This is a genomic window from Pseudomonas panipatensis (assembly GCF_900099785.1).
Classification (GTDB): domain Bacteria; phylum Pseudomonadota; class Gammaproteobacteria; order Pseudomonadales; family Pseudomonadaceae; genus Pseudomonas; species Pseudomonas panipatensis.
This window is the reverse complement of sequence record NZ_FNDS01000007.1, coordinates 153,298-173,239: the sequence shown is the minus strand read 5'-3', so window position 1 is coordinate 173,239 and position 19,942 is coordinate 153,298. Positions and strand designations below refer to the sequence as shown.

At 68.5% G+C, this 19,942-nt stretch carries 19 protein-coding genes; 11 read left to right on the top strand and 8 right to left on the bottom strand.

Features of this window, described 5'->3' with window-relative positions:
* Positions 1 to 14 precede the first annotated feature (14 nt).
* From BLQ74_RS17280 to nudE, 4 genes are all read right to left on the bottom strand, one after another.
* Positions 15 to 593: a lysophospholipid acyltransferase family protein gene (locus tag BLQ74_RS17280; protein WP_090264392.1), complete on the bottom strand. Its 579-nt coding sequence runs from the start codon at positions 591 to 593 to the stop codon at positions 15 to 17.
* Positions 594 to 704: 111 nt separating this feature from the next.
* Complete coding sequence (gene mutM, locus BLQ74_RS17275; RefSeq protein ID WP_090264390.1) at positions 705 to 1,517, bottom strand: bifunctional DNA-formamidopyrimidine glycosylase/DNA-(apurinic or apyrimidinic site) lyase; 813 nt, start codon at positions 1,515 to 1,517, stop codon at positions 705 to 707.
* A 94-nt stretch (positions 1,518 to 1,611) separates the two neighbouring features.
* Positions 1,612 to 2,433 carry a 3'(2'),5'-bisphosphate nucleotidase CysQ gene (cysQ, locus tag BLQ74_RS17270; RefSeq protein ID WP_090264388.1) on the bottom strand — a complete coding sequence of 274 codons (822 nt, stop codon included), beginning with the start codon at positions 2,431 to 2,433 and terminating at the stop codon, positions 1,612 to 1,614.
* Positions 2,430 to 2,996, bottom strand: a complete 567-nt coding sequence (gene nudE, locus BLQ74_RS17265) for an ADP compounds hydrolase NudE (RefSeq protein ID WP_090264386.1) — start codon at positions 2,994 to 2,996, stop codon at positions 2,430 to 2,432. Before nudE ends, cysQ begins: the two co-directional genes overlap by 4 nt.
* Before the next feature lie 124 nt (positions 2,997 to 3,120).
* On the opposite strand from nudE, the gene yrfG reads away from it, so the two are divergent.
* Complete coding sequence (gene yrfG, locus BLQ74_RS17260) at positions 3,121 to 3,789, top strand: GMP/IMP nucleotidase (RefSeq protein WP_090264384.1); 669 nt, start codon at positions 3,121 to 3,123, stop codon at positions 3,787 to 3,789.
* A gap of 82 nt (positions 3,790 to 3,871) precedes the next feature.
* Here the strand turns inward: yrfG and lysM are convergent, their stop codons facing one another.
* Positions 3,872 to 4,309: a peptidoglycan-binding protein LysM gene (gene lysM, locus BLQ74_RS17255; protein ID WP_090264382.1), complete on the bottom strand. Its 438-nt coding sequence runs from the start codon at positions 4,307 to 4,309 to the stop codon at positions 3,872 to 3,874.
* A gap of 142 nt (positions 4,310 to 4,451) precedes the next feature.
* Between lysM and BLQ74_RS17250 the strand changes: the two genes are divergently transcribed.
* The 6 genes from BLQ74_RS17250 (at position 4,452) to BLQ74_RS17225 (ending at position 11,165) form a co-directional block, all read left to right on the top strand.
* Positions 4,452 to 5,333 (top strand): LysR substrate-binding domain-containing protein, encoded by an 882-nt coding sequence (locus BLQ74_RS17250; RefSeq protein ID WP_090264379.1) that lies wholly within the window; start codon positions 4,452 to 4,454, stop codon positions 5,331 to 5,333.
* 92 nt (positions 5,334 to 5,425) lie between these two features.
* On the top strand, positions 5,426 to 6,262 hold the full coding sequence (gene fdhD / locus BLQ74_RS17245; RefSeq protein WP_090264377.1) for a formate dehydrogenase accessory sulfurtransferase FdhD: 837 nt from the start codon (positions 5,426 to 5,428) through the stop codon (positions 6,260 to 6,262).
* A 20-nt stretch (positions 6,263 to 6,282) separates the two neighbouring features.
* A complete protein-coding gene (locus BLQ74_RS17240; RefSeq protein WP_090264376.1) occupies positions 6,283 to 8,604 on the top strand; it encodes an FdhF/YdeP family oxidoreductase in 2,322 nt (773 codons plus the stop codon).
* 399 nt (positions 8,605 to 9,003) lie between these two features.
* Positions 9,004 to 9,495 (top strand): hypothetical protein, encoded by a 492-nt coding sequence (locus BLQ74_RS17235; protein WP_090264374.1) that lies wholly within the window; start codon positions 9,004 to 9,006, stop codon positions 9,493 to 9,495.
* 133 nt (positions 9,496 to 9,628) lie between these two features.
* Positions 9,629 to 10,030, top strand: coding sequence for a YMGG-like glycine zipper-containing protein (locus BLQ74_RS17230; RefSeq protein ID WP_090264372.1), 402 nt, complete (start codon positions 9,629 to 9,631; stop codon positions 10,028 to 10,030).
* Between the two features lie 661 nt (positions 10,031 to 10,691).
* Positions 10,692 to 11,165, top strand: a complete 474-nt coding sequence (locus BLQ74_RS17225; protein WP_090264368.1) for a BRO-N domain-containing protein — start codon at positions 10,692 to 10,694, stop codon at positions 11,163 to 11,165.
* A gap of 38 nt (positions 11,166 to 11,203) precedes the next feature.
* On the opposite strand, the gene BLQ74_RS17220 is transcribed toward BLQ74_RS17225, so the two are convergent.
* The 3 genes from BLQ74_RS17220 to BLQ74_RS17210 all read right to left on the bottom strand — a co-directional run bounded on the left by BLQ74_RS17220 (position 11,204) and on the right by BLQ74_RS17210 (position 13,715).
* A complete protein-coding gene (locus tag BLQ74_RS17220; protein ID WP_090264366.1) occupies positions 11,204 to 11,647 on the bottom strand; it encodes an acyl-CoA thioesterase in 444 nt (147 codons plus the stop codon).
* Between the two features lie 8 nt (positions 11,648 to 11,655).
* Positions 11,656 to 12,819: an iron-containing alcohol dehydrogenase gene (locus BLQ74_RS17215; RefSeq protein WP_090264364.1), complete on the bottom strand. Its 1,164-nt coding sequence runs from the start codon at positions 12,817 to 12,819 to the stop codon at positions 11,656 to 11,658.
* Between the two features lie 101 nt (positions 12,820 to 12,920).
* The gene (locus tag BLQ74_RS17210) at positions 12,921 to 13,715 is read right to left on the bottom strand and encodes a thymidylate synthase (protein ID WP_090264362.1); all 795 of its coding nucleotides are present in this window, start codon (positions 13,713 to 13,715) and stop codon (positions 12,921 to 12,923) included.
* A 308-nt stretch (positions 13,716 to 14,023) separates the two neighbouring features.
* On the opposite strand from BLQ74_RS17210, the gene BLQ74_RS17205 reads away from it, so the two are divergent.
* From BLQ74_RS17205 to BLQ74_RS17190, 4 genes are all read left to right on the top strand, one after another.
* Positions 14,024 to 14,551 carry a sugar dehydrogenase complex small subunit gene (locus BLQ74_RS17205; protein WP_090264360.1) on the top strand — a complete coding sequence of 176 codons (528 nt, stop codon included), beginning with the start codon at positions 14,024 to 14,026 and terminating at the stop codon, positions 14,549 to 14,551.
* 2 nt (positions 14,552 to 14,553) lie between these two features.
* Complete coding sequence (locus BLQ74_RS17200; RefSeq protein ID WP_090264357.1) at positions 14,554 to 16,137, top strand: GMC family oxidoreductase; 1,584 nt, start codon at positions 14,554 to 14,556, stop codon at positions 16,135 to 16,137.
* A gap of 2 nt (positions 16,138 to 16,139) precedes the next feature.
* The gene (locus BLQ74_RS17195; RefSeq protein ID WP_090264355.1) at positions 16,140 to 17,429 is read left to right on the top strand and encodes a cytochrome c; all 1,290 of its coding nucleotides are present in this window, start codon (positions 16,140 to 16,142) and stop codon (positions 17,427 to 17,429) included.
* Positions 17,430 to 17,557: 128 nt separating this feature from the next.
* Positions 17,558 to 19,942 carry a tetratricopeptide repeat protein gene (locus BLQ74_RS17190; protein ID WP_090264353.1) on the top strand — a complete coding sequence of 795 codons (2,385 nt, stop codon included), beginning with the start codon at positions 17,558 to 17,560 and terminating at the stop codon, positions 19,940 to 19,942.

Genomic DNA, 19,942 nt, shown 5'->3' with positions numbered 1-19,942 from the left:
CAGCGTGACAGCCATCAACCGCCGAGGAAGGCGCACTCGGGCTTTTTCGGCACGTACGGCCGATAGAACGCCAGCATCTGTTGCAGGTCGCCCGCTTCATCGCCGCTCGGCCAGAACGGTTCGCCGATGACAATGCGCCGATCGCGGTAATCCAGGGCCGCCAGCACCACGGGAACGCCGGCGCCGCAGGCGATATGGTAGAAGCCCATCTTCCAGCGCTCGACCTTCTTGCGCGTGCCCTCCGGGGAGAGGATCAGGATCATTTCGCGGTTGTCGCGGAACGCCTGCACCGCCTGGTCCACGGTATTCAGCTTGCGGTGGCGCTGGATCGGAATGCCGCCCCAGCGCCGCAGCAGCGCGCCGAAAGGCCAGCGGAAAATCGTGTGCTTGCCGAACCAGCGGGCATTCAGGCGCAGCACGAACTTGGCCGCGAGAAAGAGCACGAAATCCCAGTTGGACGTGTGGTGCGCGCCTATCACCACGAACTTGTCGAGCGCCGGCAGCCGGCCCTCGATGCGCCAGCCGGCGGCCTTGAGCAGGGCGTGGCCGAGCCACTCGGCGAAGGGATTGCGAGGCAGGTAATTGCCGGACATCGAAACACCTTTGTTGTACGGGCCGCTCGGCGGCGGCCTTTCATTGGTGGTGGAACAGCGAAGCAGCGGGCGGCCTTCGTCAGGTCCGCCCAGGACGACCGCGACGGCGCGTCAGCGTTGGCAGCGCGGGCAATAGACGCTGGCGCGCTGGCCGAGGCGCACGTCGCGCAGGGTGCTGCCGCAGACCTTGCAGAACTCGCCGCCGCGGCCGTAGACGAACAGCTCCTGCTGGAAGTAGCCGGGCTGGCCATCGCCGCCGACGAAGTCGCGCAGGGTGGTGCCACCGCGCTCGATGGCCATGCCGAGGATGCGTTTGATCTCCTCGGCCAGGCGCACATAGCGCGCCCGTGAAATCGTCCCGGCCTCGCGGCGCGGGTCGATGCCGGCGGCGAACAGCGCCTCGCTGGCGTAGATGTTGCCGACCCCGACCACCACCGCGTTGTCCATGATGAAGGGTTTCACCGCCATGCTGCGGCCACGCGACAACTGATACAGGCGCTCACCCTCGAAGGCCTCGGTGAGCGGCTCCGGCCCGAGGTGACGCAGCAGCTCGTGCTCCAGTGGCGCCTGGCTCCAGAGCAGCGCGCCGAAGCGCCGCGGATCGGTGTAGCGCAAGGCCAGCCCGGACTCCAACTCGATATCCACATGCTCATGCTTGGCCGGCGCCAGGCCGGATTGCACCAGGCGCAGGCTGCCGGACATGCCCAGGTGGCAGATCAGGGTGCCCGCTTCGGCCTCCAGCAGCAGGTACTTGGCGCGCCGCTCGACCTTGACGAAGCGCTGGCCGGACAGGCGCACATCGAGGTCTTCGGGAATCGGCCAGCGCAGCCGTCGATCGCGGACGATCACGCGGCTGACGCGCTGGCCTTCGAGGTAGGGGGCGATGCCCCGGCGGGTCGTTTCGACTTCAGGTAATTCGGGCATGAATAGGCTTTCGAATCGCAGGATGGGAGGTCGCTAGCGACGCCCATCGGGCCAAAGGTGAGAGGTATCCGCGCTCAACCCGTCCGAGCGGCGGCTAGTCCAGCGCACGCGCCAGCTGGATCAGCTCATCGCGCCACTCGGCGCTCTTCGGCAAGGCCAGGAAGGAGGTGTTCAGGTAGCTTTCGCGGGGTTCGTAGGTGAAGGCCTCGCCCTTGAGGTCGAGCACTTCGCCGCCGGCGCCTTCCAGCACGCCCTGGGCCGCCGCGGTATCCCACTGCGAGGTCGGCGCCAGGCGCGGATAGCAGTCGGCCGAGCCTTCGGCGAGCAGGCAGAACTTCAGCGAGCTGCCGATATTGGCCAGCGACAGGTCGCCGAAACGCTCGGACAGGCCAGCCAGCAGGCGCTCCTGGGCCGGGCTGGAGTGGCGCTTGCTGGCGACCACGGTAAAGGCTTCGTCCGGCGCCACACGCACGCCGATCGGCTGCGCCGCGCCATCGCGCTCGGCGCGCCAGGCCCCCACTCCGGCGCCGCCGTAATAGCAGCGACCATTGGCCGGAATGCCGACCACACCGAAAAGCACCCGGCCCTGTTCGATCAGGGCGACGTTGACGGTGAACTCGTCGCTGCCGGCAATGAACTCCTTGGTCCCGTCCAGCGGGTCCACCAGCCACCAGCGCTGCCAGCCCAGGCGGGTCGCCAGGTCGATGGCGCAATCTTCCTCGGACAGCACCGGAATCTCCGGCGCCAGCGCGCGCAGGCCGTCGGCCAGGACACGGTGGGCGGCGAGATCGGCGGCGGTCACCGGCGAGGCATCGGCCTTCTCGTTCACCGCCAGTTCGTTGCGCCAGAATGGCAGGATCACCGCGCCGGCGCGCTGCACCAGCTCGACCACCTGCGGCAGCAGGGTATGCATCATGGTTGGAACTCTCCGCGCTGGGTCAGCAGGTCACGCACCAGGTACAGCGCGGCCAGGGCGCGGCCTTCGCTGAATTGCGCGTTTTGCGCCAGGCTGGACAGTTCGCGCAGGCTGATGCGGTCGACCCGCAGCGGCTCCGGCTCGTCGCCCGGCAGGCTTTCCGGATACAGGTCGCGCGCCAGCACCACCTGGATGCGCTGGCTCATGTAGCCGGGCGACAGCGACAGTTCGGTGATGTACTCCAGACGCCCGGCGCCGAAACCGGCCTCTTCCTTCAGCTCGCGGTTGGCCGCGGCCAGGACATCCTCGCCGGGCTCGACCAGGCCCTTGGGCAGCGACAGCTGATACTCGTCGACGCCGGCGCAGTATTCCTCCACCAGCACCGCGTGCTCGGCATCGAGCAGCGCCACCACCATCACCGCGCCGTAGCCCTGGCCCTTGCCCACCAGGCGCTCATAGGTGCGTTCGACGCCATTGGCGAAGCGCAATTGCAGTTCTTCGACTGCGAACAGGCGGCTCTTGGCGACTATCTCGCGGGCGAGCACCGTGGGTTTTTGACGCATGGGACGACTCCTGGGCATGGCCGGGTCGGCTATGATAACCCGCCTTTACCGATAATCCGTGTCGGCGCGTGCAACGGCGGCCAACGCCATCGCCGCGCGCCGCCGCCCCGCCACCGAGCAACCCATGCCACGCCTGAACTGGAGCGAGATCGACACCGTCCTGCTGGACATGGACGGCACCCTCCTCGACCTGCATTTCGACAACCATTTCTGGCTGGAACACCTGCCCCAGCGCTATGCCGAACACCACGGCATCCGCCGCGAGCTGGCCGACGCCGAGTTGCAGCCGCTGTTCCACGACCACGCCGGACAGCTCACCTGGTACTGCCTGGACTTCTGGAGCCGCGAACTCAAGCTGCCGATCCGCGAACTCAAGCGCGAGGTCGCCCACCTGATCGCCCTGCGCCCGGACGCCGACCGCTTCCTCGCCGCCCTGCGCGATCAGGGCAAGCGCGTGGCGCTGATCACCAACGCCCATCGCGATTCGCTGTCGCTGAAGCTGGAGCGGGTCGAACTGGCGCCCTACTTCGACCGCCTGATCAGCTCCCACGACTACGGCTTCCCCAAGGAAGACCCGCAGTTCTGGGACGCCCTGCAAGCCGACTTCGGCTTCGACCCGGCGCGCAGCCTGTTCATCGACGACAGCCTGCCGATCCTGCGCAGCGCCCGCGCCTACGGCATCGCGCACCTGCTGGCGGTGCGCGAGCCGGACAGCCGCCGAGGGCCCAAGGACACCGAAGAGTTCAGCGCGGTGGACGACTACCGGACGCTGATCGACGGACTGCGGCCGTAGGACGGCTGCAGCGAAGCGATACCCATCGACGCACAGGGGTATCGCAGGCGCCAGCCGACCTGCGGGTGACGGCCGCGCGCCCTTATTGCGGAATGCGCAGCACCTGCCCCGGATAGATCTTGTCCGGGTGGCCGAGCATCGGCTTGTTGGCCTCGAAGATCTTCAGGTAGGCGTTGGCATTGCCGTACTCGGCCTTGGCGATGGCGCTCAGCGTGTCGCCCTTCTTCACCGTGACGAAACGTGCCTCGGGCGCCGCCTGAGCCACGCTGATACGGTCATCGACAGCGGCCACGCCGGCGACGTTGCCCAGCGCCAGCAGAATCTTTTCCTTCTCCTCCTGGCTGGCCACCTCGCCGCTGACCAGCACCTTGTCGCCCTCGACGCTGACCTGGATGTTAGGGTTGCCCAGGCCGACCTCGGCCACATGCGCCTGCAGCGAGTCGGCGGCCTGCGCCTCCTGGCCCACCAGGCTCTCCCAGAGTTTCTCGCCCGCTTCCTTCACGAATGACAGAATGCCCATTGCGCCTCTCCTCGAGGTTCAGAGTGAATGGCCGTTCCCATGACGACCGACCGCCCGAGTCTATTGAGTCCCGCTGAAGGAAAGGTCTGAGGCACTCGTGGGCCAGGATTAAATGCAACGCACAGGCCGGCCGGAGCCGCGTATGGACATCAAGCAACTGAAATTTCTCTGCGCCCTCGACGATACCCGGCACTTCGGCCAGGCCGCCGCGCGCTGCCATGTCACCCAGCCGACCCTGTCCATGCGCCTGCGCGGGCTGGAAGAGGAACTGGGCCTGGAACTGGTACGCCGGGGCCAGCGCTTCGAAGGCTTCACCGAGGCCGGCGAGCGCGTGCTGGCCTGGGCGCGCACCCTGCTCGCCGCCCATGACGGACTCTACGCCGAAGCCGCCGCCTGCCGTGGGCAACTGGTCGGCACCCTGCGCCTGGGCGTGGTTCCTCTGGCCGGCTTCGACCCCATGCGCCTGGTCGGACTCTTCGCCGAGCGCCATCCGGAGCTGCGCTTCCAGCTCTTCGCGCTGAGTTCGGAACAGATACTCGAAGGCCTCGGGCGCAACCAGCTGGACCTCGGCCTGTCCTACCTCGACCGCCTCGACCCGGCGCATTTCCAGGGCCTGGAGCTGGCCGAGACCCGCATGGGCCTGCTCTACGACCAGCGGCATTTCCAGATCGACGGCGAACGCCTGAGCTGGCAAACCCTGGCCAGCCTGCCCCTGGGCCTGATGTCGGCGGGCATGCACTTCCGCCAATCCATCGACCACGGTTTCCGCAGCCACGGCCTGACACCGCAGCCGAAGCTCGAAACCGACGCCGTGCACCAATTGCTGCAAGCCGTGGAGCGCGGCCTGTGCTGCGCCATCATGCCCCTGGGCAGCGGCCTCGATGCCCATGGCAGCCACCTGCGCCTGCTGCCCATCGAAGACGCCCGCACCCTGGCGCCGCTGGGCCTGATCCTGCGCCGCTCGGCGCCCCGCTCGGCGCTGGCCGAAGCCTGCTTCGAGGAGGCTGGCCTGCTTCTGCGATAGACGGCGTCGATCACAGCATCGGAACTACCGATTAGACGCCCCCGGCGGGCGCGCCTAGGCTGGCTGCATTACACGAAAACAGGGCCCAGCCCATGCCTCGCTTGCCTGCCCGCCCGGCGTCCGCCGATGCCCGGGCCGCCGTCGCTGCCGACGGTGCCTACGCCTATGTCGAACTCACCGCCGAAGCCGCCGCCGGGCACGCCCCGCTGGCCGAGGAAGTCGCCCTGGCGATCGCCTACAACGGCCTCAGCCAGGCGGTGATGATGGTCTCCCCCGACGACCTGGACGACTTCGTCCGTGGCTTCAGCCTGAGCAACGGATTGGTGGAGGCCATCGACGAAATCTATGACATCCGCCTGAACCGCCTCGCTGACGCCGTCAGCGCCGAGGTGCAGATCAGCAGCCGCGCCTTCTGGGCGCTCAAGCAGCAACGCCGGCAACTGGCCGGCACCAGCGGCTGCGGCCTGTGCGGCGTGGAAGCGCTGGAACAGGCGCTGCCCGCGCTGACACCGCTGACCGCCAGCCCGCTGCCGCCGGCCGAACACCTGCAGGGCCTGCGCCAGCGCATCGACCAGGCCCAGCGCCTGGGGCAACGCAGCGGCGCGCTGCACGCCGCGCTCTTTGTCGACGACAGCGGCGCTATCCGCCTGTGCCGCGAGGACATCGGCCGGCACAACGCCCTGGACAAGCTGATCGGCGCGCTTGCGCAGCAACGCCTGGACGGCCGCGCCGGCTTTGCCGTGGTCACCAGCCGCTGCAGCCTGGAGCTGATCCACAAGGCGGTGCGCGCCGGCCTCGCCACCCTGGTCAGCCTCTCCGCGCCCACCGCGCTCACCGTGCAATGGGCGCGCCGGCACAACCTGAACCTGATCCACCTGCCCCACCACAGCGCGCCGCGGGTCTACAGCCCGGCGCCGCCCGCCCACTGATCGCGAACACCGAGACTGCAATGAGCCTGCAAACCGTCAATCCCCGCTACCAACCCTACAAAGGGGCCGCCGCCGGCTGGGGCGCGCTGGCCAGCGTCACGCGCTTCTGGCTCGACAGCAAGCAGCCGTTCAAGAACCTGCGCGCACTGCTCAAGACCAACCAGAACGGCGGCTTCGACTGCCCCGGTTGCGCCTGGGGCGACTCGCCGGAAGACGGCCGGGTGAAGTTCTGCGAAAACGGCGCCAAGGCGGTCAACTGGGAAGCCACCAAGCGCCGCGTCGATGCCGCCTTCTTCGCCCGCCACAGCGTCAGCGCGCTGCGCGAGCAAAGCGACTACTGGCTGGAGTACCAGGGCCGCCTGACCGAACCGATGCGCTACGACCGCACCAGCGACCGCTACCTGCCGATCGCCTGGGACGACGCCTTCGAGCTGGTGGCCAGGCACCTGCGCAGCCTCGACAGCCCCGACCAGGCCGAGTTCTACACCTCCGGGCGCGCCAGCAACGAGGCCGCCTACCTCTACCAACTGTTCGTCCGCGCCTTCGGCACCAACAACTTCCCGGACTGCTCGAACATGTGCCACGAAGCCAGCGGCGTGGCCCTCGGGCAGAGCGTCGGGGTCGGCAAGGGCAGCGTGACCTTCGCCGACTTCGAGCACGCCGACGCCATCTTCGTCTTCGGCCAGAACCCCGGCACCAACCACCCGCGCATGCTCGAACCGCTGCGCGAGGCGGTGAAGCGCGGCGCCCAGGTGGTCGCCTTCAATCCGCTGAAAGAACGCGGCCTGGAACGCTTCCAGCATCCGCAGCACGCCCTGGAAATGCTCACCAACGGTTCCGAGCCGCTGAACACCGCATTCTTCCGCCCGGCCCTGGGCGGCGACATGGCCGCCGTGCGCGGCATGGCCAAGTTCCTCCTGCAGTGGGAGCGCGAGGCCCAGGCCAAGGGCGAGCCGGCGGTGTTCGACCACGCCTTCATCGCCGAGCACTGCGACGGCATCGAGGCCTACCTGGCCGAGCTGGACGCCACCCCCTGGGAGCACATCGAAGCGCAATCCGGCCTGCGCCTGGACGAGATCGAGACGGCCGCGCAAATGTACCGCCGCGCCGAACGGGTCATCGCCTGCTGGGCCATGGGCATCACCCAGCACCACCACTCGGTGCCGACCATCCAGGAAATCGTCAACCTGCAACTGCTGCGCGGCAACGTCGGCCGCCCTGGCGCCGGCCTCTGCCCGGTGCGCGGCCACAGCAACGTGCAGGGCGACCGCACCATGGGCATCAACGACCGGCCGCCGGCGGCGCTGCTCGACGCCCTGGAACGGCGCTTCGCCTTCCGCGTGCCGCGCCACGACGGGCACAACACCGTCGAAGCCATCAACGCCATGCTCGAAGGCCGCGCCAAGGTCTTCATCGGCCTGGGCGGCAACTTCGCCCAAGCCACCCCGGACAGCCCGCGCACCCACCGCGCGCTGCAAAACTGCCGGCTCACCGTGCAGATCAGCACCAAGCTCAACCGCAGCCACCTGACCACCGGCGGCGACGCACTGATCCTGCCGTGCCTCGGCCGCACCGACATCGACCGCCAGGCCAGCGGTCCGCAGGCGGTTACCGTGGAAGACTCCTTCAGCATGATCCACGCCTCGCGCGGCCAGCTCGAACCGCTGTCCCGGCAGATGCGCTCGGAACCGGCGATCATCGCCGGCATCGCCAAGGCCACCCTGGGCCAGCGCCCGGTCGACTGGGACGCCCTGATCGCCGACTACGCGCGCATCCGCGAACTGATCGCCGAGACCATTCCCGGCTTCGCCGACTTCAACCGGCGCGTCCAGCACCCCGGCGGCTTCCACCTCGGCAACGCGGCCGCCGAGCGGCGCTGGAACACCGCCAGCGGCAAGGCCAACTTCAACGCCTGCGCGCTGCCCCGCGAGCTGATCCCCGAGCAGGTGCGGCGCAGCGGCCAGCGCCCCGACCTGATCCTGCAGACGCTGCGCTCCCACGACCAGTACAACACCACCATCTACGGTCTGGACGACCGCTATCGCGGCGTGCGCGGGCAACGCGAGGTGGTCTTCGCCAACGCAGCGGACATCCGCCGTCTGGGCTTCGAGCCGGGGCAGAAGATCGACCTGGTGTCACTCTGGAACGATGGCGTGGAGCGCCGGGTCAGCGGCTTCACCCTGCTGGCCTTCGACATCCCGCCGGGCCAGGCGGCCGCCTACTACCCGGAAACCAACCCGCTGGTGCCGCTGGAAAGCCACGGCGTGGGCAGCTACACGCCGACCTCGAAGTTCGTCGCGGTACGCCTGGAAGCGGCGCGCGCGAGCAACCGCATCCTCTGATCGCGGCACCGGCACGGTGCCTTGCCACGCAGGGCGCCGTGCGGCGACGCAGCCCCTCGATTCGCCATCCACGGGCAAACGGCTCTCGGCCCTTTTGCGGCCGGAGCGGAGTGTTGTCGGAAAGGAAACAGGGGGAGTCCGAGCGGTGGCCGCGCGCTGAAAAACGCGCCGGGCCGGTTGCTGAAATCGCCATCATTGCAATGGCATTTCCGGCGCTGCGAACGCACATTTCAACCCCTCGGAATCACGCTCAGACTCAGCAAGATCGGAATAGTTCTGCGCCTAAATCAATTACTTGCAATATTTGATGAAAGTCACGTCACTCGTCGGCAGAGGCTTGTAAGAGCATTCGTACATCAGCAGCATCGCCGCCAACATAACCACAGCGAGAACCTCTCGATGAAGTACTCCTCTATGCTCCTGCTCTCCCTGGCACTGGCTGGCGGCTCGGCCTTCGCCGACGGCGACACCAACGCCGGCGTCGGCGGCGCCCTTGGCGGGGTATTGGGCACGGTAGTCGGCCAGGCGGTCGGCGGCAGCACTGGCGCAGCCATTGGCGCCGGCGTTGGCGGCGCGGCAGGCGGCGCCGTGGGCGCACGTCGCGGCAACAAGACCGAGGCAGCCATCGGCGGCGGCCTGGGTGCAGCGGGCGGCAACATCATCGGCAACAAGGTCGGCGGCAGCACCGGCGGCCTGGTCGGCGCAGCCCTGGGTGGCGGCGCCGGTGGCGCGCTGGGCAACCATTACGCCGACAGCAACCGCGACGACGACTACAACGATCGCGGCCGCGGCTACCGCCATGCCCGTTACGACCGTGACGATGACTGGCACGACAACGGCCGTCACCGTGGCTGGTACAAGCACCATCGCCACCACCACGACGACGACTGAGTCCTCGGATTAACCACGCGCGCGCCGCGGATCGCGGTCTGAGCGGTGGCTTAAAACAGCCGGACATGCTTGTTCGGCTGTTTTGCGTGCAGGACAATCAACGCTCTTCACCCTCCTCATTCAAGGTTCCATCATGCGTAAGACTCTTTCGGTTCTGGCGCTGGCCCTGCTGGGCTCGCAATTCGCTTTTGCCGGTGACAACACCAACGCCGCGGTCGGCGGCGGCCTCGGCGGCGCCCTCGGCAACGTGGTCGGCGGCGCTCTGGGCGGCAGCACTGGCGCGGCCATCGGCGCCGGCGTCGGCGGTGCGGCCGGTAGCGCGGCAACCGCGAAGAAAGGCAAGAAGACCGAAGCAGCCATCGGCGGCGGCCTGGGTGCAGCCGGCGGCTCGATCATCGGCAACAAGGTCGGTGGCTCCACCGGCGCGGCCATCGGTGCCGGCCTGGGCGGCGCAGCGGGTGGCGCAGTGGGCAGCTCGATGGCGAGCGACAGCGGCAGCGGCCACAAGCACAAGAAGCACAAGCACGACGACTGATTCGTCAGCCGTGAAAAGGCCCGCCATTGGCGGGCCTTTTCGTTTCCGGGCGGCGCACCGGGCAATGGCCGCCCGCGCGCTGCCAGGTCTCGCCTGGCCCGGTGCCGACCGACATCGCCCAGGGTGTTGGGTATCGCTTCGCTCAACGCCAACCTACGGCGCGGTGGGATACGGCACGCTGCGATGTGATGCAGCCCGGTGATGCGGTGGGACACGGCCTCGTAGGATGGGTTGAGCGAAGCGATACCGATCGAGGCGCGCCCCGCCACTCGCCTACACCGGACGACTGCCCACGCCCGCCGAAATAGCGCCCATTTTCTGTGGGAAATTTCCGTATCATCCAAATGCGATCCAGGTGAGCTAACAGCGCCGAAGGGGAATCAGTACCTTTGCCGACGGTGCTGAACACACCCACTTGGCGGTCTGCCGCTACCGAAGAACAAGCGGCTTTTTTGCAAGTCCGTAGCTCAGCTATGGTCGGGTAGCGCGCAGTCATACAAGACCCGAAAGGGAAAAGCTGCGGGCCGTCCAAGTGCGGTGTTCAAGTACCCGACCGCCCCTCTGAACAGGGGGCGCCATGAACAATTCACTTGGGAATCCACTATGCACCAGACCACGCCCCGTTCGTCCGGCTGCGCACGCCTCGCCAAGGAGGCACGGCATGGATGACGCCATCCTTATCCCCACCTTTTTCATCCGCCATCGCCGCCAGTTGCGCGCCTTTCTTCTCGACGACCAGGCCTGGTTCGTCGCCCGCGACCTCGGCCGGCTGATGAACCATCCCATCGAAACCCGCGTGCAGCACAACCTCGACGACGATCAACGCCAGCAGGCCTGGGTTCGCGGCGCCAACGGCGACTACGAGAAGGTCCTGCTGCTCAGCGAGTCCGGCGTCTACGCCACGCTGATCCACTACTACCACCCGGAGAACCGCTGCATCCGCCAGTGGATCACCCAGCAGGTGGTGCCCTGCCTGCGCGACCAGCACCGCGAGCATCTGCCGCAACCGCGCCAGCGCGTGCTGAGCTGGGGCGACCGGCAGTTGGGCGTGCTGCAGTGGCATGGCCGGCTGTGGCTGCCTTACGAGGACTTGCCGCGCGTCGCGCGCCTGGAGCCGCCGGGCCCCGCGCACTGAGCCCGCGCCCCTGTTCGGTGTGAACAGGGGCTGCCCGATCAGGCCGGCTCGGCCACCAGCAACGCCTGCATGGCCGCGCGCAGGCCATCCGGGATGGCCACCGGGCGGCCGCTCTCGCGCTCGACGAAGACGTGCACGAAGCGCCCGGCGGCGCAGGCCAGCGACTCGCCCTGGCGGAACACCGCCAGTTCGTACTGCACCGAGCTGGTGCCCAGCTTGCCGACCCGCAGGCCAACCTCGATGCGCTCGGGGAAGGCCACCGGGGCGAAGTAGTCGCAACTGGAGCTGACGACGAAGCCGACCACGCGGCCGTCGTGGATATCCAGGCCGCCGCGCTCGATCAGGTAGGTGTTCACCGCGGTGTCGAAGAAGCCGTAGTAGGTGACGTTGTTGACGTGTCCGTAGAGGTCGTTGTCGTGCCAGCGCGTTGTGATCGGCTGGAAGTGCCGGTAATCGGCGCGGCTCGGGTGCTGTTGGCTCATCGGTTCTCTCAGTAGGCGGCGCGGTAGATCGCCAGGGCATCGGCCTCGCTGACCTCGCGCGGGTTATTCACCAGCAGGCGCTGCTGCTGCAGGGCATCGGCGGCCAGGCGCGGCAGCATGGCTTGCGCCACCCCGACATCGCGCAGGCGCGTGGGCAGGCCGCAGCGCGGGCTGAGCTGCGCCAGCTCGTCGATGAACTGCGCCGCGAGGCTGGCGCTGTCGCCGCCGCGCAGGCGCTCGCCGAGCAGCAGCGGCGCCAGTTCGGCGTAGAGCGCGCTCGCCGCCGCGGCGTTGAAGCGCGCCACGTGCGGCAGCACCAGGGCGTTGCTCAGGCCGTGGGGAATGTGGAAGTGCCCGCCCAGCGGGTAGGCCAGGGCGTGCACCGCTGCCACCGGCGCGTTGGCGAAAGCCTGGCCGGCCAGGCAGGCGCCGAGCAGCATGGCCTGGCGCGCCTCGCGGTCGGCGCCGTTGTGCACCACCCGGTCGAGGTTGGCGGCGAGCAGGCGCAGGGCTTCGCGGGCGAGCAGGTCGGACAGTGGGTTCTTTTTCAGCTTGCTGGTGTAGGCCTCGATGGCGTGGACCATGGCGTCGATGCCGGTGGCGGCGCTGACCGCCGCCGGCAGGCCGAGGGTGAGGTCGGCGTCGAGCAGCGCCAGGTCGGGCAGCAGGAGCGGGCTGACCACGCCCAGCTTGCGGGTTTCGCCGGTGGTGACGATGGCGATCGGGGTGACTTCCGAGCCGGTGCCGGCGGTGGTCGGCACCTGGATCAATGGCAGGCGCGGGCCGCGCGCGTTGCCCACGCCGAAGAGTTCGGCCAGGCCCTGGGCGGCCTGCGGATGGGCCAGCAGGGCGACCAGCTTGGCGACGTCCATGGAGCTGCCGCCGCCGAAGCCGACGATCAGTTGCGCGGCCATGGCGCGGGCCTGGCCGGCGGCGTCCAGGACCACCGCTTCCGGTGGGTCGGCGAGCACCTGGTCGAACACCTGCACGGCCACGCCGGCACGGGCGAAGCCCGGCAGCACGCCGTCGAGCAGGTTCAGGCGGGTGATCCCCGGATCGGTGACGATCAGCACCCGGCTGGCGCCGCGTTCGCGGCAGAGTTCGCCCAGGCGGGCGGCGGAGGCGCTTTCGCAGAGCAGCTGCGCGGTGGTGGCAAAGCTGAAAGGTTGCATGACATTCCCCGTTTCTTATCGTTGTACTGCGGAAAGTCGATGGCCCGCCGCGTTTGCCGGGCGGCGGGCTGGGGCCGCGTGGGCGGCCCTGGCGCGGGCGGTCAGACCGCCACGGGCGCCTTGATGTGCGGGTGGGACTGGTAGCCGAGCAGTTCGAAGTCCTCGAAGCGGAAGTCGAACAGGTCCTTCACCGCGGGGTTGAGCTTCATGGTCGGCAGCGGCAGCGGCTGGCGGCTCAGTTGCAGGTCGGTCTGTTCCAGGTGGTTGGCGTACAGGTGGCAGTCGCCGCCGGTCCAGATGAACTCGCCCGGTTGCAGGCCGGCGACCTGGGCGACCATCAGGGTCAACAGGGCGTAGCTGGCGATGTTGAAGGGCACGCCGAGGAAGATGTCGGCCGAACGCTGGTAGAGCTGGCAGCTGAGCTTGCCGTCGGCGACGTAGAACTGGAACAGCGCGTGGCACGGCGGCAGGGCCATCTGGTCGATCAGCGCCGGGTTCCAGGCGGAGACGATCAGCCGGCGCGAGTCCGGGTTGTGCTTGAGCATCGTCATCAGGTTGGCGATCTGGTCGATGTGGCGGCCGTCCGGCGCCGGCCAGGAGCGCCACTGGTAGCCGTAGACCGGGCCGAGGTCGCCGTTCTCGTCGGCCCACTCGTCCCAGATGGAGACGCCGTTTTCCTTCAGGTAGGCAATGTTGGTCGAGCCTTTGAGGAACCACAGCAGCTCGTGAATGATCGATTTCAGGTGGCACTTCTTGGTGGTCACCAGGGGGAAGCCCTGGGCCAGGTCGAAGCGCATCTGGTGGCCGAACACGCTGTAGGTGCCGGTGCCGGTGCGATCGCTCTTGAACGTGCCCTGGTCGCGCACCAGGCGCATGAGGTCGAGGTACTGTTTCATCGAAAACCTTGTCGTAGAGAGGCCCGCCAAGCGCGCCGGAGCGGCGCCGGACGAACCTTTCGCGCTGCAGAATCTGGAGATGCCGCAATACTAAGGGGCGGGCTGTTCCGTCGCCACCCCTGCCGACAGGGAGCCCGGCATGGCCACCAAAAGTGGCGGGCTGAATCCATTCACCTGATAATTTGTTAGTATTAATTACAATATTCACCCGCTATACGCGATCAATAACGCGCATGAAGCGTGATTTTGTTGTTATTGCGACAAGGTTCTTCGCGAACCGTCATTCGTCTGCTGAATGAGAGGCTCCAATGTCCGACCCCGTTGCCCTGGCTCCCGCCACGTCATCGCCCGCTTTTCCGCTTTCGCGCCGCCGCCTGCTGGCGGTCGCCTGCGCCGGCGCCGCCCTCGGTGGCCTGCTGCTCAGCCCCGCCGGCCAGGCCTGGGCCGCGCTGACGCCGCAGGCTGAAGCCGAGCTGGCAATCTTCATGACCCTGTCGCAGCGACTGACCGGGCGCAGCAACCTCGACCCACGCATCGGCCAGCGCCTCTACCAGGCCCTGGCGCAGCGCGACAGCGCCCTCGGCCAGAGCCTCGGCGAGCTGCAGGCGCACCTGGGCGACGCGCCGCAGCGCTGGAGCGAGCGCCAGCAGTGGCTGGCGCGACAGATTCTGAGCGGCTGGTACCTGGGCAAGATCGGCGAAGGCGACCAGCCCGCCGTGGTCGCCTATGAAACCGCGCTGATGTTCAAGGCCGTGGATGACGTGCTGCTGCCGCGCAGCTACTGCGTCAGCGCGCCGGCCCTGTGGTCGGCGCAACCCGTCGAGCGGGGGGTCTGAGCATGGCCGATACGCAAAGCGCCGATTACGTGGTGGTCGGCTCCGGCGTCGCCGGGGCCCTGGTCGCCCATCAGTTGGCCCTGGCCGGCAAGGACGTGCTGATCCTCGAAGCCGGCCCGCGGCTGTCGCGCTGGGAGATCGTCGAACGCTTCCGCAACCAGCCGGACAAGTCCGACAACCAGGCGCCCTACCCATCGATGGCCCATGCGCCACACCCGCAATACCACCCGGACAATCACTACCTGATCCAGAAGGGCGAACACCCCTACGACGTGCAGTACATCCGCGCCGTCGGCGGCACCACCTGGCACTGGGCCGCGTCGGCCTGGCGCTTCCTGCCCAACGACCTGAAGCTGAAGAGCCTGTATGGCGTCGGCCGCGACTGGCCGATCGAGTACGCCGAGCTGGAGCCCTGGTACCAGCGCGCCGAAGAGGAGCTGGGCGTGTGGGGGCCGTCCGACGAGGACCTCGGTTCGCCGCGCAGCAAGCCCTACCCCATGGCGCCGCTGGCGCTGTCGTGGAACGAGCAGCGCATCAAGAGCGTGCTCAACGCCAACGGCTACCGCGTGGTCACCGAGCCGGTGGCGCGCAATAGCCGCCCCTACGATGAGCGACCGACCTGCTGCGGCAATAACAACTGCATGCCGATCTGCCCGATCGGCGCCATGTACAACGGCATCGTGCATGTCGAGAAGGCGGAGAGCGCCGGCGCCCGGCTGATCGACAACGCGGTGGTGTTCAAGCTGGAAAAGGGTGAGGGCGGGCGCATCGTCGCCGCGCTGTACAAGGACCCGCAGGGCAACGAGGTGCGTGTCGAGGGCAAGACCTTCGTGCTCGCCGCCAATGGCATCGAAACGCCCAAGCTGATGCTGATGTCGGAGGTCGGCAACCGTTCGGACATGGTCGGCCGCAACCTCATGGACCACCCCGGCACCGCCGTGCAGTTCTATGCCGACGAGAAGCTCTGGCCGGGTCGCGGGCCGCAGGAGATGACCTCGATGGTCGGTTTCCGCGACGGCGCCTTCCGCAGCCAGTACGCGGCGAAGAAGATCCACCTGTCGAACCTCTCGCGGGTCGATCAGGTGGCCGCCGAGCTGATCCAGCAAGGCCCGCTGCTGCTTGGCCGCGAGCTGGAGGCGCGGATTCGCGATCGTGCCGCGCGCTTCGTGCGTTTCGACAGCTTCCACGAAATCCTCCCGCACCCGGAGAACCGCATCGTGCCCAGCAGCAGCGAGCGCGACGCCATCGGCATCGCCAAGCCGGAGTTCACCTATGCCATGGACGACTACGTGCGCAAGAGCGCGCTGCACACCCGCGAGGTCTACGCCCACGCGGCCAAGCTGATGGGCGGAACCGAGGTGAAGTTCGAGGACAATTTCGCCAACAACAACCACATCACCGGCACCACGCTGATGGGCGACGACCCGGCGGACTCGGTGGTCGACAAGGACTGCCGCAGCCACGACCACCCGAACCTGTTCATCGCCAGCAGCGCGGTGATGCCCACCGTCGGTTCGGTGAACTGCACCCTGACCATCGCCGCCCTGGCCCTGCGCCTGGCCGAGCGCCTGAAGCAGGAGGCCTGAGCATGCGTCTCTCCCTTCTCGGCCTCGGCGTCACCCTGCTCCTCGCACCGCTCCTGGCGCATCCGGCGCCGGCCCTCGACCCGGCCCCGCCGGAGCTGCTCAAGCGCGGCGAATACCTGGCCCGCGCCGCCGACTGTGCGGCCTGCCATACGGCGCCGGGCGGCAGGCCGTTCAGCGGCGGCCTGCCGCTGGCCACGCCGCTGGGCGATGTCTACGCCAGCAACATCACCCCCGATCCGCGCACCGGCATCGGCAACTACAGCTACGACGACTTCGCCCGCGCCCTGCGCGAGGGCGTGGCCAAGGGTGGCATGCACCTCTACCCGGCGATGCCCTACACGGCCTACGCGAAGATCACCGACGAGGACATGCAGGCGCTCTACGCCTACTTCCTGCGCGGCGGCGTGGACGCCGTGGCCCAGGCCAACCACGACAGCGACATTCCCTGGCCACTGAACATGCGCTGGCCGCTGGCGCTTTGGAACCTGGCCTTCCACGAAGACCAGACCTACCAGGCCAATCCCAAGCAGAGCGAGGCCTGGAACCGCGGCGCCTACCTGGTCCAGGGCCCGGCGCACTGCGGCACCTGCCATACCCCGCGCGGCCTGGCCTTCCAGGAAAAGGCGCTGGACGAAAAGGACAGCGACTTCCTCGCCGGCGCGGCGCTGGGCGGCTGGTATGCCTTCAACATCACCGCCGACACCCACAGCGGCATCGGCGGCTGGAGCGATGCCGAGCTGGTGCAGTACCTGAAGACCGGCCGCGTAGCCGGCAAGGCGCAGGCCGCCGGACCGATGGCCGAGGCGGTGCAGCACAGCTTCCAGTACCTCAGCGACGCCGACCTGCAGGCCATGGCCACCTACCTGCGCAGCGTCAAGGCGGTCAGCGACGGCGAGCGCAAGGCGCGCTTCGCCTGGGGCGAGCCGGCCGACGAGGTGGTCAGCCTGCGCGGCCAGGACTTCGACCCGCAAACCCGCGACGACGGCGCCCGGCTGTTCCTCGGCAACTGCGCCAGTTGCCACGCCTGGAGCGGCGACGGGGTCAAGGACGGCTATTACCCGATGCTCAGCCACAATACGACGGTCGGCGCCCAGCAGCCGGACAACCTGGTGCAGGTGGTGCTCAACGGCGTGAAGCGCAAGACCGGCGAACAGGAGGTGTTCATGCCCGGCTTCGCCGGCAGCCTGGACGACCAGCAGATCGCCACCTTGGTCAACTACCTCACCAACCAGTTCGGCAACCCGGCGGTGAAGGTCGACAGCGCGCGGGTCGCGGCGATCCGCCAGCCCTGAGTGCGGCGCGACGGGAAGCCCGCGCGCGCCGGCGGCGGCGCTTCCCGGTTTCGGTTTGACAAGCCCGGAGCAGTCACTGAAGCTGCTGACACCTCGTCGTACCCTCGTCTCGCGGAGCGGATGTCCGCATGCCAAAGACCCACTCGAAAAGCGCCCGCTCTCCAGCCCCCGCCGCGGTGGAACCGCGCAGGGTCTTCCGCCAGCGCCTGCTCGCGGGCCTGGCCTGCCTGCTGCTGGCGGCCAGCATCGGGCTCTGGTGGCAGGTGCAGCACAGCGCAGCGCTGCTGCCGACCTCCGCCGCCGCCTCGGCCACCCCCGCGCCCCCCGTGGCCAGCGCCCCCGCGCCGGCGCATTTCGTCGACGAGCGGCAATGCCAGGGCTGCCACCTGGCGCAGATCCAGGACTGGAAGGGCTCGCACCACCAGCGCGCCATGCAGGAGGCCAGCGCGGACAGCGTCCAGGGCGACTTCAACGACGTGCGCTTCAAGGGCGAGGTGGAAAGCACCCGTTTCTTCCGCAAGGGCGACGAGTTCTGGGTCAACACCCCCGGCGCCGACGGCAAGCCGGCCGACTTCAAGGTCGCCTACACCTTTGGCGTGGCGCCGTTGCAGCAATACCTGCTGGAGTACCCCGGCGGCCGCCTGCAGGCCCTCGGCGTGGCCTGGGATAGCCACAAGCAGCGCTGGTTCCAGCTCAACCCCGGACAGCGCATCGACTTCAAGGACGAGCTGCACTGGACGCGCCCGGCGTACAACGCCAACTTCATGTGCATCGACTGCCACAGCACCGACTTCACCCGCCGGTTCGATGCCGCCACGGACAGCTTCGCCAGCCACTGGCAAAGCCCCGGCGTCGGCTGCCAGGCCTGCCACGGCCCGGCCTCGCGGCACTTGGAATGGACGACCAAGCCCGACAGCTCCCCGGCCAAGGGATTCGACACGCCCCTCGACCGCCGCACCCCGGCCAGCGCCCTGGTGGAAACCTGCGCGCGCTGCCACGCCCGCCGCGCGCCCCTGGGCGATGGCGCCCAGCCCGGCAAGCGTTTCATGGACGACTACCTGCCCAGCCTGCTGACCCGCGAGCTGTACCAGATCGACGGCAAGATCAAGGACGAGGTCTTCGAGTGGGGTTCCTTCACCCAGAGCAAAATGTTCGCCAAGGGCGTGAGCTGCATCGACTGCCACAACCCGCACAGCGGCCAGTTGAAGATCGCCGGCAACGGCCTCTGCCTGCAATGCCACAACAGCGCCGGCAAGCCGCTGCGCGCGGACATCGACGGCGCCGGTCTGCAGGCGAAGGACTACGACTCGCCCGAGCACCATCACCACCAGCCCGGTACGCCGGGCGCGCAGTGCACCGCCTGCCACATGCCGGGCAAGTACTACATGGTCAATCACTACCGCCACGATCACAGCTTCAGCGTCCCCAACCCCGAGCACTCGCAGAAGCTGGGCGCGCCGGATGCCTGCCTGGGCTGCCACCGCGACAGCGCGACGGCGAAGATCAGCCAGCAATTCCAGCTCTGGTACGCCAGCGATGCGCGCAAGCCGGCGCCGTCGAGCAACCCGGCGCCACGCTACGACGACGGCCTGTGGAAAGCCCGCGAAGGCCAGCCAGGCGCTTCGCGGGCGCTGCACCTGCTGCTGGCGACCAGCGACCTGCCGGCGATCCGCCGCGCCACCTTGCTCGCCGAGCTGCCGACCTACCCGAGCCAGCGCTCCCTGGAGCTGGCCAGCGCCGCCCTCGGCGACAAGGAGCCGCAGGTCCGCCACGCCGCCATCGACGCGTTCGCCGCCCTGGCCGCGCCGGCGCAGCAAGCCACGCTGCTGGCGCCGCTGCTGGATGACCCGATACGCGCCGTGCGCATCGCCGCCGCCTGGCAACTGCTGCAACTGCCGGCGGCGGCGCGCGCCGGCCTGGATGAGCGCCTGCAGAGGGGCCTGCAGGAATACGAAGCGGTGCAGTCGGCCCTCGCCGAGCGCGCCGAGGCCAACCTCAACCGCGCCATGCTCTACCAGGCCAGCGGCCGCGCTGCCGAGGTCGAGCCGGCACTGCGCGCCGCCCTGCAACGCGACCCGGATTACCTGCCGGCGCTGGTCAGCCTCTCCCAGTGGCTGGAGAGCCAGCAACGCAATGCGGAGGCGCAGCAACTGCTGGATGCCGCGCTCAAGCGCCATCCGCGCTCGGCCCTGCTGCAGCACACGCTGGGCCTGTCCCTGGTGCGTCAGGGCCAGCGCCCCGCCGCGCTCAAGGCACTGCAGGAAGCCGTGCGCCTGAGCCCGGACGACGCGCAATTCCGCTACGTCCTGGCCATCGGCCTGCATGACAGCGGCGACACCAATGCCGCCTGCCAACAGCTCGAGCAACTGCTCCAGCGCCACCCGGCGAACCGCGAGGCGCGCCTGGCGCTGATCGGCTACCTGCGCGAAACCGGGCAACTGGAGAAGGTGCAGATGCTGCTCGCCGAACTGGAACAGCAGAACCCGGACGACCCGCTGCTGAAAGGCGAATGA